This window comes from Kitasatospora sp. NPDC041988 (genome assembly GCF_055588525.1).
Genome location: NZ_JBVJCO010000033.1, coordinates 45,538 through 60,641, shown reverse-complemented (window position 1 = coordinate 60,641; position 15,104 = coordinate 45,538). Strand labels below are relative to the sequence as shown.

At 71.2% G+C, this 15,104-nt stretch carries 15 protein-coding genes and 1 tRNA gene; 11 read left to right on the top strand and 5 right to left on the bottom strand.

All coding sequences use genetic code 11. The features are described 5' to 3' along the window. Window positions 1-132 precede the first annotated feature (132 nt). Window positions 133-1,044 carry an RNA polymerase sigma factor SigJ gene (gene sigJ / locus ACZ6NC_RS28665; protein ID WP_465736689.1) on the bottom strand — a complete coding sequence of 304 codons (912 nt, stop codon included), beginning with the start codon at window positions 1,042-1,044 and terminating at the stop codon, window positions 133-135. 135 nt (window positions 1,045-1,179) lie between these two features. On the opposite strand from sigJ, the gene ACZ6NC_RS28660 reads away from it, so the two are divergent. Both ACZ6NC_RS28660 and ACZ6NC_RS28655 read left to right on the top strand, forming a co-directional pair. Then, window positions 1,180-1,944, top strand: coding sequence for an SDR family oxidoreductase (locus tag ACZ6NC_RS28660; RefSeq protein WP_465736650.1), 765 nt, complete (start codon window positions 1,180-1,182; stop codon window positions 1,942-1,944). 35 nt (window positions 1,945-1,979) lie between these two features. After that, window positions 1,980-2,510, top strand: coding sequence for a hypothetical protein (locus ACZ6NC_RS28655; RefSeq protein ID WP_465736649.1), 531 nt, complete (start codon window positions 1,980-1,982; stop codon window positions 2,508-2,510). A gap of 9 nt (window positions 2,511-2,519) precedes the next feature. Here the strand turns inward: ACZ6NC_RS28655 and ACZ6NC_RS28650 are convergent, their stop codons facing one another. Further along, the gene (locus ACZ6NC_RS28650; RefSeq protein ID WP_465736648.1) at window positions 2,520-3,140 is read right to left on the bottom strand and encodes a cysteine hydrolase family protein; all 621 of its coding nucleotides are present in this window, start codon (window positions 3,138-3,140) and stop codon (window positions 2,520-2,522) included. Window positions 3,141-3,211: 71 nt separating this feature from the next. Between ACZ6NC_RS28650 and ACZ6NC_RS28645 the strand changes: the two genes are divergently transcribed. Then, window positions 3,212-4,168 carry a GlxA family transcriptional regulator gene (locus ACZ6NC_RS28645; protein ID WP_465736647.1) on the top strand — a complete coding sequence of 319 codons (957 nt, stop codon included), beginning with the start codon at window positions 3,212-3,214 and terminating at the stop codon, window positions 4,166-4,168. On the opposite strand, the gene ACZ6NC_RS28640 is transcribed toward ACZ6NC_RS28645, so the two are convergent. Continuing rightward, on the bottom strand, window positions 4,165-5,169 hold the full coding sequence (locus ACZ6NC_RS28640) for a TetR/AcrR family transcriptional regulator C-terminal domain-containing protein (RefSeq protein ID WP_465736646.1): 1,005 nt from the start codon (window positions 5,167-5,169) through the stop codon (window positions 4,165-4,167). The two genes, ACZ6NC_RS28645 and ACZ6NC_RS28640, sit on opposite strands and share 4 nt — an antisense overlap. Window positions 5,170-5,429: 260 nt before the next feature. Here ACZ6NC_RS28640 and ACZ6NC_RS28635 point away from each other — a divergent pair, with 260 nt between their 5' ends. The 3 genes from ACZ6NC_RS28635 to ACZ6NC_RS28625 all read left to right on the top strand — a co-directional run bounded on the left by ACZ6NC_RS28635 (window position 5,430) and on the right by ACZ6NC_RS28625 (window position 8,065). Further along, window positions 5,430-6,542, top strand: coding sequence for an FAD-dependent monooxygenase (locus tag ACZ6NC_RS28635; RefSeq protein ID WP_465736645.1), 1,113 nt, complete (start codon window positions 5,430-5,432; stop codon window positions 6,540-6,542). A 60-nt stretch (window positions 6,543-6,602) separates the two neighbouring features. Further along, on the top strand, window positions 6,603-7,421 hold the full coding sequence (locus tag ACZ6NC_RS28630; protein WP_465736644.1) for an alpha/beta fold hydrolase: 819 nt from the start codon (window positions 6,603-6,605) through the stop codon (window positions 7,419-7,421). Window positions 7,422-7,543: 122 nt separating this feature from the next. Beyond that, window positions 7,544-8,065 (top strand): cupin domain-containing protein, encoded by a 522-nt coding sequence (locus ACZ6NC_RS28625; protein WP_465736643.1) that lies wholly within the window; start codon window positions 7,544-7,546, stop codon window positions 8,063-8,065. Between the two features lie 116 nt (window positions 8,066-8,181). On the opposite strand, the gene ACZ6NC_RS28620 is transcribed toward ACZ6NC_RS28625, so the two are convergent. Together ACZ6NC_RS28620 and ACZ6NC_RS28615 are read right to left on the bottom strand one after the other, a co-directional pair. Beyond that, complete coding sequence (locus ACZ6NC_RS28620) at window positions 8,182-9,987, bottom strand: amidohydrolase (protein ID WP_465736642.1); 1,806 nt, start codon at window positions 9,985-9,987, stop codon at window positions 8,182-8,184. Between the two features lie 252 nt (window positions 9,988-10,239). Then, a complete protein-coding gene (locus tag ACZ6NC_RS28615) occupies window positions 10,240-10,734 on the bottom strand; it encodes an ATP-binding protein (protein ID WP_465736641.1) in 495 nt (164 codons plus the stop codon). 221 nt (window positions 10,735-10,955) lie between these two features. Here ACZ6NC_RS28615 and ACZ6NC_RS28610 point away from each other — a divergent pair, with 221 nt between their 5' ends. The 5 genes from ACZ6NC_RS28610 (at window position 10,956) to ACZ6NC_RS28590 (ending at window position 14,998) form a co-directional block, all read left to right on the top strand. Next, window positions 10,956-11,855 carry a helix-turn-helix domain-containing protein gene (locus ACZ6NC_RS28610; RefSeq protein WP_465736640.1) on the top strand — a complete coding sequence of 300 codons (900 nt, stop codon included), beginning with the start codon at window positions 10,956-10,958 and terminating at the stop codon, window positions 11,853-11,855. Continuing rightward, window positions 11,818-11,949, top strand: a complete 132-nt coding sequence (locus ACZ6NC_RS28605) for a DUF397 domain-containing protein (protein ID WP_465736639.1) — start codon at window positions 11,818-11,820, stop codon at window positions 11,947-11,949. Before ACZ6NC_RS28610 ends, ACZ6NC_RS28605 begins: the two co-directional genes overlap by 38 nt. 147 nt (window positions 11,950-12,096) lie before the next feature. Beyond that, the gene (locus tag ACZ6NC_RS28600) at window positions 12,097-13,425 is read left to right on the top strand and encodes a hypothetical protein (protein ID WP_465736638.1); all 1,329 of its coding nucleotides are present in this window, start codon (window positions 12,097-12,099) and stop codon (window positions 13,423-13,425) included. A 71-nt stretch (window positions 13,426-13,496) separates the two neighbouring features. Further along, window positions 13,497-13,580, top strand: a tRNA-Leu gene (locus tag ACZ6NC_RS28595). Between the two features lie 356 nt (window positions 13,581-13,936). Then, complete coding sequence (locus ACZ6NC_RS28590) at window positions 13,937-14,998, top strand: M12 family metallopeptidase (protein ID WP_465736637.1); 1,062 nt, start codon at window positions 13,937-13,939, stop codon at window positions 14,996-14,998. Window positions 14,999-15,104 lie beyond the last annotated feature (106 nt).

The window sequence follows — 15,104 nt, the reverse complement described above, 5'->3', positions numbered from 1 at the left end:
GGGAGACTGGGGCAGCGGGTCCCGATGCCCTTAGGGCGAGGAAGGTGGGAGCCCCCTTGGGGGAACGGGGACCCCCCCGGCGGGGTTGCGTGGTGGGGCCGGTCCTCGTTCTGCTCCGGGCTGCTCCTGCCCCTACTCCCGGAACGCCGCCAGGTCGAGCCCGTTCAGCCGCTCCGGGTCGGTCAGGACGTCGATCGCCACGATCGCGCCGTCCACCACGGTGAACGCCATGATCGAGGCCGGCTTGCCGTTGGCGCCGATCACCACGACCCCGGCGGCGCCGTTGATCAGCGCCGGGCGGGCGTACGGCGCGAGCGAGCGGTATGTGACCGCCTGGCTCGCCACCATCTCGGCGCCGGTGAGCACCACCGTCCGGAGGCGGGCCCGGCCGACCCCGCCGTCGGCGCGCAGCACCACGTCGGGGTCGAGCACGGCGAGCAGCGCGTCCAGGTCGCCGGTGCGGGTGGCGGCGAAGAAGGCGTCGACGGCCACCCGCTGCCGGGCGAGGTCCCGGTCGGGCGCGGGCGCCTGCCCCTGCACCTTGCGGCGGGCCCGGCTGGCCAGCTGCCGGGTGGCGGCCGCGGTCTTCTCGATCAGCGGGGCGATCTCCTCGAACGGCACCGCGAACAGGTCGTGCAGCACGAACGCCACTCGCTCGGCCGGCGACAGCGACTCCAGCACCACCATCAGCGCCAGCCCGACCGAGTCGGCCAGCAGCACCTCCTGCTCCGGGTCGATCACGCCCTCGCGGGCGACCAGCGGATCGGGGATGCGCGACTCCAGCGGGTCCTCGCGCCGCTGCTCGCGCGAGCGCAGCAGGTTCAGGCAGACGCGGCTGACCACCGTGGTCAGCCAGCCGCCGAGGTTCTCGACATCGCTCGTGTCGGTGCGGTCGTAGCGCAGCCAGGCTTCCTGGACGGCGTCCTCGGCCTCGCTGATCGAGCCGAGCATCCGGTACGCCACCGCGCGCAGATGCGGCCGGTGCTCCTCGAAACACCCGGCCGGGTCTTCGGTCCGACGCTCGCCCGAGAGGCCGGCCGGCAAAACTTTCTCGTCCACCGTGTCACATTCCTTCGTCGCCGCGGGTCATAGCTGCAGAACTACGAAGCTGCAGAACCACGAAACCTAACGGCTGTGGCCGGGAGATCAACTTTCGGCCGGGACGAATCGGAGACGATCATGTCGAACTCTCCCATCCTGGTGACCGGCGGCACCGGCACCCTCGGCGGCCACGTCCTCCCGCTGCTGCGGGCCGCCGGCCGCGACGTCCGGGTGCTCACCCGCAGTGCGCGACCGGCCGCGGACGGCGTCGCGTACGTGACCGGCGACCTGCTCAAGGGCGAGGGCATCGAGGACGCGGTGGACGGCGTCTCGACCGTGCTGCACCTCGCCGGCGGCGCCAAGGGCGACGACGAGGCCACCCGGCACCTCGTACGCGCCGCCCAGCGGGCCGGGGTGGAGCACCTCGTCTACATCTCGGTGATCGGGGCTGACCGGCTGCCGCTCGGCTACTTCCGCTCCAAGCTGGGCGCCGAGCAGGCCGTCGCCGACTCCGGCCTGCCGTACACCACGCTGCGCGCCGCCCAGTTCCACGACCTGGCGCTGAAGGTGGCGGCGGGGATGGCCAAGCTGCCGGTGGTCCCGGCCCCGGGCGGGATCCGCTGGCAGCCGGTCGACGCGCGGGAGGTGGCGGCCCGGCTGGTGGAGCTGGCGCTGGACGCGCCGGCCGGCCACGTCCCCGATCTGGCCGGGCCGACGGTGTACCCGATGGGCGAGCTGGTCCGCAGCTACCTCAAGGCGCGCGGCAAGAGCCGGCCGATGCTGCCCGTCCGCGTCCCCGGCAAGGTCGGCCGCGCCTACCGGGCCGGTGACAACCTGACCCTCAGGGGCGCCGAGACGGGCCGGCGGACCTGGGAGGCCTTCCTGGCCGAGCGGGCGGCCTGAACGCCGTGTCGGTGGCGCGGCCTAGGGTGGCGGGCATGTCGCACTCACTGCTCGCCGCCGTGCGGGACACCGAGGCCGCCGAGGACTTCCTGCGCTGCACGTCGGACTTCGACCTCGGCGGCACCGAGCACGTGGAGGAGGTCGTGCTCGCCTCCGGTGAACCACTGGAGCCGATCGCCGGGGACGGCTCCGGCGGCACCTACTTCTTCTGCGGGGAGGGCGGGGAGGAGCGGCCGGTGCTCTACGCCGACTCCGAGGGTCGCGCCGCGCTGGTGGCGGTCGGACTGCCGGAGCTGGTACGGCTGTTGCTGGCCATCCCGTGGTGGCGGGACTGCCCGCGGTTCACCGCCGAGGAGAGCGCCGAGGCGGCCGAGTGGTACCTGGAGGACGAGCCCGAGCTGCTCGCCGAGCGGGATGCGGCGGCCGCCGCCCTCGGGCTCGAACTCCCCACCGACGCCGAGGCCCTGGCCCGGCTCCGGGCGGTGGCCACCGGGCCGGGGCCCGGCCGCGACATCGTGCTGCTCAACGCGGCGGAGGGCACCGCCTACGACGCGCTGCTGCGCTGATCCGCCGGGTCAGCCGATCACCGCGGGCTCCCCGGTGTTCGCCGCCGCCGTCACCACGGCCTCGGTGGTGACCACCTTGGCGAACCGCATCGCGTGCAGCACCGTGCTGGTGGCGCGGGCGAGTTCGGCGGCGGGGACGGTGACGCCGTCGGGGCCGGTCATGTCGAAGGCGTGCATCGCGTCGACCGGGAAGATCGCGTCGTAGCCGAGGTTGCCGGCCATCCGGGCGGTGGTCTCGTTGCAGACGTTGGTGATGATCCCGGCGATGACCACCTGCCGGGCGCCCCGCTGCTGGAGCCAGGCGTGCAGGTCGGGCGTGCCGTAGAAGGCGCTGTTGACCTGCTTGGTGATGTGCAGGTCGGACTTGGCGGCCGCCACGAAGTCCTTGAGTTCGTACCCCGGGGTGCCCGGCACGAGCGGGCCGCCCTTGGAGGCGTGCTGCACCGTCACGATGGGCCGCCCGGTGCTCTCCCAGGCGTCGATGAGCTCGCCGATCCGCTGCTCGGCCCGGGGGTTGTCGCGCTCGCCCCAGAACGCGTAGTCCTCGAAGCCCTTCTGGACGTCGATGACGACGAGGACGGCGTCGGAGTCGAGGGTCAGGGGGGCGTCGAAGGCGCTGGTGTTCGTCATGCGTCCATCGTGCTGCGCCCCGGGCGACCTTAGTGATGGGCGCTGCCGCCACCCATCGATAGTTTTCTGCCATGCGGATTGTGGGTTGCCTGATCTTCGACGGTGTCCGGGCGTTCGACTACGCGGTGATCGGGGAGGTGTGGTCGAACCGGCTCACCCGGCCCGGGCTGCCGGCCTTCGAGCTGCGGGTCTGCGGGCCGGAGGGTTCGCGGGTACGGCTGGGCGGCGGGCTGGAGCGGGTGCCGGACTTCGGGCTGGACGCGCTGCTGGAGTGCGATCTGATCATCGTGCCGGGGATGGAGATGAACGTGTCGCGCGACCCGGCCGTCCTCGCCGCGCTGCGTGCCGCGCACGAGCAGGGCGTCACCATCGCCTCGCTCTGCGCGGGCGCCTTCGTCCTCGCCGAGGCCGGTCTGCTGGACGGCCGCACCGCCACCACGCACTGGGCGCTCGCCGCCGAACTGGGCCGCCGCTTCCCGGAGGTGGAGGTCCACCCGGAGGTGCTGTTCACCGGCGAGGGCGACCTCTGGACGTCCGCCGGGGTGGCGGCCGGGATCGACCTCTGCCTGCACCTGGTCCGCGCCGCCCACGGCCAGCAGGCCGCCGCCACCATCGCCCGCGCGATGGTCACCGCGCCCTTCCGGACCGGCGGCCAGGCCCAGTTCATCCCCTCCCCGGTCCCGGACGACGCCGTGGACGACACGTTGGCCCGCGCCCGCGCCGAGATCCTGGCCTCGCTGGACACCCCGTGGACGGTCCGCCGGATGGCCGGGGCGGCGCTGATGTCGGAACGCTCCTTCGCCCGCCGCTTCGTCGAGGCGACCGGCACGACGCCGCTGCGCTGGCTGCTGGAGCAGCGGGTGCTCGCCGCCCAACGCCTGCTGGAGGAGACGGACCTGCCGGTGGACACCGTCGCCGTCCGCTGCGGCTTCGGCTCGGCGGTGTCGCTGCGGCCCGCCTTCGTCTCCCGGGTCGGGGTGGCGCCGCGCGAGTACCGGCGGACCTTCCGGGGGCGGGCGGCGGGCTAGCGGATCGTCCCTCCCGGCGGCCGGGCGCTCACCGGTGCCTTGCGATCCATGCGCGGGGCCAGCCCGTCCAGCAGGTTGGACAGGCCGAACTCGAACAGGGCGTCCAGATCCATGTCGTAGCCGTCCGCCAACTCGGCCATCAGCCGGCTGAACACCGGGAACCGGCCCGAGGCGGCGAGCGCGCCGAGGGTGGGGAGCTGGCGGTCCATCCACTGGTCCTCGTCGACGCCGGTGGCGGCCTGGGCCTGGGCCTCCCGCTCCAGGTGGACGGCGATGCCCTCGACGTAGCTGTACAGCAGCACATGGATCTGCAGCACGTCCGGCGCGGAGAGGCCGTGGCCGTCCAGCGCGGAGAGAGACCACTCGGCGTGCGTCATCAGGTTGGGCAGCAGCAGCGGCCGGGTGACCGGGCTGATCTGGGCCAGCCAGGGGTGACGGCGGAACACCGCCCAGAGGGTCCGGGCGCCCAGCTCCAGGCGGGCCTGCCAGCCGGCGGGCGGTTCGGCGGGGTAGGTGCCATCGCCGAAGGCCGCGTCGGCCGTCAGCAGGACCAGCTCCTCCTTGCTGGTGACGTAGCGGTACGGGGACATCGCGGAGACCCCGAGCCGGGCCGCGACGGCGCGCATCGAGAGCGCGGCCAGCCCCTCGGCGTCGGCCAGCTCCAGGGCTGCCCGGATGATCCGTTCGCGGCTCAACTCGCCCTCGGACGTCGCGGGTTGGCTCGACTTGATGGACGCCTGGGTGGGGGTCGGAGCGGGAGGCTGGACGGGGGCCGGGGTGGCGCCCGCCACGACGGTGCCGACCCGCGGGAGGGCCTCCACCAGGCCCTCCAGGCGCAGCACGGTGAGCGCCTTGGTGGCGGTGGCCAGGGCGACACCCCAGTCCTGGGCGATCCGCCGGGTCGAGGGCACGCGCTCGCCGGGGGCCAGCTCCCCGGTGGTGATGCGCCGTCGCAGCTCGGCGGCGATGCGCTGGAAGGGCGGGTCCGTCTGCGGTGCCATGCTGCCGAACTCCTTGAAAGATATTTTTCGCCGCCGTCTGCCCTGTACTAGCTCAGACCCTACCAGCGCGGATGCCTGTCACGAGCCCTCTGTACTAGGTCAGATGGGCTCTTTCGGCGCTGGTGAGGCTCTTGCGGCGGCCTGAATTTACGTCGTACATTCACCTTGCTTACAGCGTACAGGCACGGCAGTACAGGCGCAGTAGTACAGCCGCAGCCGTGCAGACGCGGCAGTACAGACACAGCAACGGGGGAGCCCACATGAAGACCGTCCTCATCTCCGGCGGCGGCATCGCCGGCAACGCACTCGCCTTCTGGCTGCACCGCCAGGGCTTCGCCCCGACCGTCGTCGAGCTCGCCCCCGCCCCGCGCAGCGGCGGCCAGGCGGTCGACATCCGGGGCGTCGCCCTCGGCGTGATCGAGCGGATGGGCCTGACCGAGCAGGTCCGCGCCGTCCGCACCCGGATGCGTGGCATGTCCGTCCTCGACCCCGACGGCAATGAGGTGCACCGCTCCACCGAGGCCACCTTCAGCAGTGGCCGGCTCGACAGCGACGACGTCGAGCTGCTCCGCGAGGACCTCGTCGCGATCCTGCACGAACACACCTCCGGCGAGGTCGAGTTCGTCCACGGCGACACCGTCACCGCGCTGCGCGAGGACGAGCACGGCGTCCACGTCACCTTCGCCCACGGCGGGCCCCGCACCTTCGACCTGGTGGTGGGAGCCGACGGCCTGCACTCCCGCGTCCGCAAGCTGGCCTTCGGCCCGGAGGAGCGGTTCCTGCACCACCTCGGCACCCATGTCGCCATCTTCAACGCCGACAACTTCCTCGGCCTGGAGGACTGGCAGGTCTGGCAGCGCGACGGCGACGCCGGCTACGGCGTCTACCCGGTGCGCGGCAACAGCGAGTTGCGGATCTGCTTCGGGTACGAGAGCAAGGACCCGGCGGAGCGGGACCCGGAGCGGAGCCGGCAGCTGGTCGCCGAGCGGATCGCGGCGCTGCGCTGGGAGACGCCCCGGATGCTGGCCGCCCTGCACGCCGCTCCCGACTTCTATGCCGACGCGATGGCCCAGATCCACCTCGACCACTGGTCCACCGGCCGCACCGTCCTGCTCGGCGACGCCGGCTACTGCGCCTCGCCGCTCTCCGGCCAGGGCACCAGTCTCGCCCTGGTCGGCGCCTACCTGCTGGCCGACGAACTCGGCCGCGCCCGGGCCGTGGGGGAGGACCACCGTGCGGCGTACGAGCGGTACGAGGAGCGGATGCGCCCCTTCGTCGCCCTCAACCAGGCGCTCGCCACCGAGAACCCCGGCGGCCCGGCGGCCGAGGAGTCGGTCGAGCGGGCCAAGAATGCCATCGAGCTCGACCGCTGAGCCGCAGTCCGCACCCGCCGCAAGCTGACGCACAGTCATAGTCCGACGGAGGACGCCATCATGAACGACACCACCACCGCTGACCCGCAGCCCGTCCGGGCCGACCTCGACCTCGCCGGCCGCCGCCTCTCCTACCTCGACTTCGGCGGCCCCGGCCGCCCGCTGCTCGCCCTGCACGGTCACCTCTCCGAGGGCCAGGGCTTCGCCGGAGTCGCCCGCGAACTCGGGCCCGAGTGGCGGGTCATCGCACCGGACCTGCGCGGCCACGGCGACTCCGACCGCACCCCGGAGTACACCCGCGAGGGCTACGTCGCGGACGTCGTCGCCCTGCTGGAGCGCCTCGACCTCGGCCCGGTCCCCGTCCTCGGCCACTCCGGCGGCGCGATCACCGCCTACCAACTCGCCGCCCGGCACCCGCACCTGGTCAGCGCGCTGATCAACGAGGAGGGCGCGGCCGCGCTCCCCGCCGAAGGCCCCAGCCCGCTCGCCTTCGTCCTCGACTTCCCCTACACCGCGCCCGGCAGGGAGGAGCTGATCGCCTCCCTCGGCCCGGTCTTCGGCCCGATGTTCGGCGCCCGGCTGCGCCGACTCCCCGACGGTGGCCGGCGCCTGCCCTTCCACCCGCAGGACACCGTCGACTCCGAGACCCTCGTCCGGGGCGACCACTGGGCCGACTGGCTCGCCACGGACTGCCCCGCCCTCCTGGTGGCCGGCAACCGCATGCCCTGCCTGGACGCCGACCTGGCCACGGCGATGACGGAACGCCGCCCCAACACCCGGCTCGTCGTCCTCGACACCGACCACTTCGCCCACGACGGTGACCCGGTCGGCTTCGGCAGGGCCGTCCGCGAGTTCCTCGCCGAGCGTTCGACATCCTGATAATTGACCCATATTTCTGCTGCGGAAGTGAACCATCTGATGGGTCTTTCGGCGGCATAGAGTTGTGAACACAAGGCCGCGAGGGAACGCCGGAGCGGCCGATCACCAGGGGAGAAACCACCATGAGCAGCACCGCGAACACCACCGTGAACACCGCCGCGCTGAAGCCCGTTCTGACCCGTGCCGCCGAGGCCGAGACCACCAGTGACCCGAGCAGCACGATGACCCTGCTCGCCGACTGCGGCACCGACGGCAGCCCGATCACCAGCTACCGCTCCTCCTTCGCCAAGGGCGCGGTCGGTGCCCCCGCCCACTTCCACACCCGGGCCTCGGAGCTGTTCTTCGTCATCGGCGGCGCGCTCCAGGTGCTGGTGGACGACGAGGTCAAGACGCTGCACGAGGGCGACTTCCTGCTCGTGCCCCCGCACACCCCTCACGCCTTCGCTGCGGCGCCCGGCTCCGAGGCCGACGTGCTGTTCACCTTCACGCCCGGCATGCCCCGCTTCGACTACCTGCGCCTGCTCGGCCGGGTGATGCGGGGCGAGGCGAGCCCGCAGGAGATCAAGGACTCCTCGGAGCAGTACGACAACCACTACGTCGACAGCCCCCTGTGGCGCGCCACCCTGGAGGCGGCCGCCAAGTAACGGACGGGGTGCGCCCGCCGGTCAGGGGTGGGCGAACGCCGTGCCGGCGAGGGCGATGTGCACCGCGGTGCCGCCCAGGATGCTCAGCACGGCGTTGCGCCGCCCCCGGGCGCGGGTCAGCAGCTGCAGTGCCACTCGTGGTCGAGCGGCGGAGTCCGGTCCGGCGTGGGCGTGGGGTTGACGGTGCGCGGGGCGATCGCGGGGTGGACGGTCCGGCCGGCCTTGAGGGTCTCGGCGACCTCGATGTGCTTGATCTCCTCCGGGTCGACCGTCACCGGGTTGGCGCTGAGGATCACCAGGTCGGCCAGCTTGCCGACCTCGATGCTGCCCTTGCGGTCCTGCTCGTAGTACTGGTGGGCGGCGTTGATCGTGATCGAGCGGACGGCGTCCAGGGCGGACACGCACTGCTCCGGCCCGAGGACGACCTTGTCGGTGCGGGTGCGGCGGGTGACCTGGCTGGACAGGATGGCGATCGAGTTGGGCAGCGCCACCGGGGCGTCGTGGTGCGAGGTGTAGGCCATCCGCCGGTCGAGCGCCCAGCGAGCGGGGGAGATGTTCGCGGCCCGCTCCTCGCCGAGGACGGTCTTCCGGTACCAGTCCCCCCAGTAGAACGTGTGCATGGAGAAGAACGACGGGATGATCCGGAGCAGCGCGAAGTCGTTGATCTGGTCCTCGCGGGCGGTCTGCGCGTGGATCGCGACCGTGCGCCGGTCGCCGGGCCCGGCCTCCGCGGTGGCGGCCCTGACCGCGCCGATGAACTGGTCGATCGAGGCGTCCCCGTTGACGTGCGCGAGCACCTGCCAGCCCTGCTCGTAGGCCGTCCGCACCTGCCGGACGACGACGTCGTCGTGCGGGATGGTCGGGTAGCCGCGGTAGTCGTCCGGCTTGCCCTCCGGCGGCGTCTCGTACGCCTTGGTCAGCCAGGCCGTCCGGCCCTGCGGCGAGCCGTCGAGGTACATCTTCACGCCCGCCGCCCGCACGCCGTTCACGTACTCCGGGCTCGCCTTCACCGGATCGCCGTCCGCGTCCCGGTCCAGCACCGCCGCGGTGGCCTGGTCGGCGCGGGCGTAGGCGACGACGTCGATCTCGAACGGCACGGCCGCGGCGATCTCGCGCAGCGCGGCGAGGTTGGTCAGGGTGGCGCCGCCCTCCTGGACGGTGGTGAAGCCGAACGAGGCCGCCGACTGCGCGCCCTTGGCGAACAGCCCGAACTGCACGGCCTGCGGCAGGCCCGCCATGGCCGCCGTCGAGGCGAGGTTGAAGGCCGTCTCCTCCAGGACCCCGTTCGGCTCGCCGTGAGACGGTGCGACGGCGAGCTCCCGGCGGCGGATGACGCCGCCCTCCGGGTCGGGGGTGTCCGGGCCGTAGCCCAGCGCCGCGAGCCCCAGGGAGTTCACCGCGCCCAGGTGGAAGGACTGGTGGATCGCCAGCACCGGCCGGCTGGTCGACACCTCGTCCAGGTCGTCCCGGGTCGGGTGCCGCTCGTCGGCGAGGATCGCGTCGTCGTAGCCGAAGCCGATGATCCACTCCGAATCCCGCCCGACCTCGGTCTCCGCCCAGGCCCGCAGCTTCTCCTGGAGGGAGGCGATGTCGGTGACGTCACCGTCCGGAGCGGCCAGCAGATTGGCGATGGTGGCCTGGAGGCCGATGCCGCCGAGGTGGCCGTGCGCGTCGATGAAGCCGGGGAGCAGCGCCCGGCCTTCGAGGTCGCGCACCTTCGTCAGGGGGCCGCCCCAGCGGTCGACGGCCTCGGCGTGGTCGCCGACGAAGACGATGACACCGTCCTTGACCGCCACCGCCTCGGCGGTGGGCGGCTCGGCGACGGTCACGATCTCGCCGCCGTGGAGGATGAGGTCGGCCTCCTCGTACGGTCCCGGAGTCCCGGTCGGTGTCTCCGGTGTCGTGTGCTGCTGATCGGCCATGGTCGGGGTCCCCTTGCCAATGGATACGTTTGGTGGGGAGCGTGCTACCCAAGGTGACCGCGTTCAATCCGGTGAGCCACGGAGGCGGACGACCGGTCGACGGGGTGGCAGCCCTCAGCGCCGCCACCCCGCCCGGGACTTTGCGTCGGACGGGGTATCGGCGCACGGACGGCGGTCGGTTGAGCCAAACCCCACGTTGGGGGGAACGTGGTGCGGAAGGGGCGGGGGAGTGCGCCGGTCGGCGCCCGCCGATCAAACGGCGATGACGCCCGGGGTCTGACCGAAACCGAGGTCAGTGAAGCCCGGGGCCGGGGCGATCAGCGCCCAGACGAACTTGCCGATCCCACCCGCCCGCGGGCAACAGCCCCAGTGCTCGGCAAGCTCGTTGACGAGGAAGAGCCCGCGCCCGCTCTCGTCGTCGGCGGACGAGGCGCGGACGGACGGCCGACCGCTGCCCGCGTCGTGGACCTCGATCCGGAGCCGGTCCGCGAACAGCGCGAACCGGATCTCGACCACCCGGTCCGGCGGCGCGTCACTGTGCTGGATCGCGTTGGCGAACAGCTCGCCGAGCAGCAACTCGCCGATGTCCGAGAACCGTTCGCCCTTCGGCATCCCGGCGAGGAACGCGCGGAGCAGCAGCCGCGCCAGCGGGGTGGACCCGACCCGGGAGTCGAGCCGCGCCGCGAACTCGCGCGGCCGGCGGGGGTCGGGATGGAGCGGCCAGCGGTTGGCGCAGTTCTTGGGCATGGCGTGGCAACCTCCTGGGGCGATGGGGGGAGTGGAACGGGCTCGCGAGAAGGCGTGCGGAATCACGCTGCGCAAGCAAATGATTGCGTTCCGGTATCAATCATCGGGGTGCGGAGATACGGTGACGACCGATCCGGAGTACCGGTCATGTGCAGCACGTGAGGGGAGACGACGTGTCACACCGGCGAGCGAAGCAGGGGCCAACGGCAAGCTCGGCCGTGATGTTCGGCGAAGAGCTGCGGTTCTACCGGGAGATGCTCGGCTACACGCAGGAGGAGTTGGGGAAGCTCCTGCACTGCAACCGAACCAACATCACCCGCTACGAGAGCGGCAAGCGCCGGATGCCGATCGACTCGGTGGAGGACGCGGACCGGCTGCTCAGCACAGGCGGCCTGCTGAAGCGGCTCTGGGAGCGGGTCGACTGGGACGCGGAGGTCGAGCACCCGGACTGGTTCCGGGACCACGCGGACATGGAGGCCGAGGCGGTTGCCGTCAGAGTCTTCCAATACGGCTACATGCATGGGCTGTTGCAGTGCCGGGACTACGCGCGGGCGATGTTCGCGGCTGGTGACGATGCTGGAAACCTCGACCTGATCGAGGAGCGAACGGCGGCGAGACTGGCTCGACAGGAGCGCTTTCTGGCGCAGGACGGCCCGCTGCTGCTGGCTGTGCTGGACGAGAGCAGCATCCGATCGGTCGTCGGCGGACCGAAGGTGATGTGCCGCCAGATGGAACACCTGTTGCGCGTCATGGAGTTTTCGAACGTCCTTGTCCAGGTTGCTCCGTTCACATCCCGGTCCACCATCATCAACACATCGATGGTGCTTCTGGAGATGCCGGACGGGCAACGCTGGGTCTACTCGGAGAGTCTCGATCGAGGCTCTCCGAGCGACGTTCCGGCAATCGTGTCGGGTCACCATCGCACCTATGATCGGCTGCGCGGCCAGGTTCTCTCGGTGAGGGACACGCGCGCGCTGATCATCGATGCGCTGGAAGGGTTCAGGGATGACGAGGAACGAGCTCGCCGCAGCCGTCTGGCTCAAGAGCAGCTACAGCGGAACCAACGGCGGCGACTGCATCGAGGTGGCCCCCGGATTCCCCGGCGTCGTGCCGGTGCGTGACTCCAAGGACCCGCACGGCCCTGCCCTCGTCTTCCCCGCCTCCGCGTGGCAGTCCTTCGTCGCCGCTGTCCGGGCCGGCGACTTCTCCGCCTGACCGAACTACCACTTCCGGTCGTCTGGTGACGCTGGCCGAACACTTTCGATCACCCTGCGCGTTTCGCTGGTGCGGTGCGTAACCAAACGGTTACGGTCACCAACAGTGCGCACGTGATCCCTGTTCGACTAGACCGAGGCGGTAGTCATGGCACAGGAAGCCCGTATCGACGTTGCACTCACCCTCCGGGAAGGCGGCGCGGAGCCCACCCGGGACGAGCTGGCGGAACTCGCCGGCTCCCTCAAGCCCGAGGTCTGGTTCACCACCCCGCTGACCAGCACCAATGGGGCCGGGCGCGAGCCCGACTTCACCTGGGACCTCACCGGCGAGCCCTTCCAGCACCAGACCGCGACGGGCAAGGCGGCCGTCTACCTCGCCAACTCGAAGTTCGGGCTCAACCGGCCCTTCATCTTCGCCGACGGGTTCAACTACGGCGAGAGCGACCTCCCCGGCCTGTTCGCCTACTTCAACCAGCCGTACGACGGCAAGGCCGGCTTCTTCGACCAGCTGCTCAGCCAGGGCTTCGACGTGATCGTGCTCGGCTTCACCGAGCGGCACACCCACATCCAGGCCAACGCCGAGGTCGCGGTCGCCGCGATCCGGCGGACGATCCAGGAGCGCAAGAGCGATATCCCGCTGACCGTCGGCGGGGTGAGCATGGGCGGCATGATCACCCGCTACGCGCTCGCCAAGATGGAGGCCGAGCAGGCCGACCACGAGACCGCCACGTACCTCTCCTACGACACCCCGCACAACGGCGCCTGGATCCCGCTGATCCTCCAGCAGATGGCGTACTTCTTCGAGGCTTTCACCCCGGCCGGGCCGGACGGCGTCAAGCAGGCCGAGCTGATCCGGAGCCCCGCCGCGCAGCAGCTGCTCTGGGCGTGGGTGGAGAACTCCAAGTTCTCGGGCGAGGTGGCCACCGCCAGCCAGCTCCGCACCGAGTTCCTGCGGGACCTCGCAGCGGTCGGCAACTATCCTCAGCGTCCGCGCAAGCTCGGTGTCTCCAACGGCCGCCGTGACGGCGTCGGCCGTCCGTTGCCGGCCGGTGAGGTGGCGTTCGACTGGCAGGCCCTGATCGCCAGCGCGACCGCCCGCTTCCAGGCGGACAAGGGTGAGAAGAAGGCGATCGGCGGCATGCACCTCGGCCTGGAGCTGCGCCGCAGCACCACCACGGAGGTCCCGGCGCTGGACGGCGCGCCCGGTGGCACCCTGGAGTCCTTCGGTCTGGTCGCGGACGCGCTGAAGGCGAAGATCGCCCACGAGTACCGCAGCGGCGCCTTCGTCCCGTCCGTCAGTGCGGCGGCGCTGGACTTCGACCCGGTGAAGTGGAACGTCGAGCTGAACCTCTCCATCACCGGCGCCGACCTCGAGCGCGGCCACCTGGACCACGTCGCGTTCGACGACGACAACCACCCGCACAGCCAGATCTCCGGTGTCCTGATCGACTGGATCGTCGAGCAGATCGCCCGCTGACCCCGCCCGCCTGCCGAAACCGGTTCGGAGCACCCCCGCGCATGGGCTACGATTTACCTCATCACCCAGATGCGCGGGTGGCGGAATAGGCAGACGCGCTGGATTCAGGTTCCAGTGCCCGAAAGGGCGTGGGGGTTCAACTCCCCCCTCGCGCACAGCTGATGAGGCCGGTCGGTCCGACGAAAGTCGGATGGACCGGCCTCATTGCTTTTGGCGCTTTGGCGGCGCGCGCGTCGGGCCCCGCGCGGCGACCCGGGCGCGACTACCCGCCGGAGCGTTTCGGTGACACGGTGTCGCGTAGTCGTCCTGCTGCGGAGAGTGGCCGATGGGGCGTCACGGTTCCCTCTTCCTCCGCGTTCTGATTCCTTGCCCCATCTGGACGCCGGTCGAGGGTTGTGGTAAGGCTCGGACGGCGAGACGATGATGGAAGCATTCCAAAGGCCCGACAGCCACCCCAGCCCTCCTCAACCGCCCGTGTTCCTACGGCGGTTCGCAGATCGGAGGATTCCTCATGGCTGGTGGCAGGAAAGCGGCGGCCTATCCGGCGCCGAAGTACTGTTCGGTTAAACCCTCCGCCTCGCCCCCTCCCCGGTTAGACCTCGCCCAGGGCCGGGCCAGCGCGATACGCACCGTTCGCAAGAAGTGGCTGAACGGTACCGTCCTGCACTACTGCTTCCTCGACAGCGGCGGCGCCGACCGCCCGGCCGGTCAGCCGGACGCCGTCCGCGGCGCCTTCGACGAGTGGAAGGCGCTCGGCATCGGCGTGGACTTCCAGGAGGTGGACGACCGCTCGGAGGCCGAGGTCCGGATCAGTTTCAAGGGGGACAAGTCCCAGTCCGCCGTGGGCCGGGACGTGCTGCAGGTCCCCCGCAGCCGGCCCACCACCAGCTACGGCTGGGACCTGACGGACGACTCCGGCCATGCCACCGCGCTGCACGAGCTCGGGCACGTCCTGGGCTTCGAGCACGAACACCAGAACCCGAACGCCGGTATCGAATGGAACGACGAGGTGGTCTACGCGGCCCTCGCCCAGCCCCCCAACGGGTGGGACAGGGTCACGACCTTCAACAACATCATCCGCAAGCTGGACCCGGCCGAGGTCGAAGGCTCGACCTTCGACAAGGACTCGGTCATGGAGTACGCCATCTCGCCCGGATGGATCCGTCGGCCGAAGCAGCTCCGTCTCCAGGGCATTCGCGAGCCGCTGTCGCTCTCGGCGACCGACAAGGAGGAGGTCCTGGCCTGGTATCCGGCGCTCGTGGCCCGGCCCCGCGCCCTGACACCCCACGAAGCCGTCCTGCTGCCGACGCGGACCGGTGGTCAGGCCGACTTCGCGATCGCACCGAACGAGACCCGCAAGTACGCCATCAGCACCTTCGGGGATGTTGATGTGGTGATGGCCCTGTTCGAGCGGATCAACGGTGAGCTGCGGTACGTCACCGCCGAGGACGACAGCGGCCAGGACCGCAACGGCCGCCTGGGCGTCAAGCTCTTCAAGGGGCGCAGCTACATCGTGCGAGTGCGCGTCTACTCCGCCTGGGGCGCGGGCGAGGCGGCACTGATGCACTGGTGACGTCCGTCGGTCGATCCCTTCTCACCCCTTCCCTCCCTGGTCCGGGAGGGAAGGGGCTGACCCGACGGGGACGGCACCGCTGGAGCGGACCGGTCGTCCGCTCCAG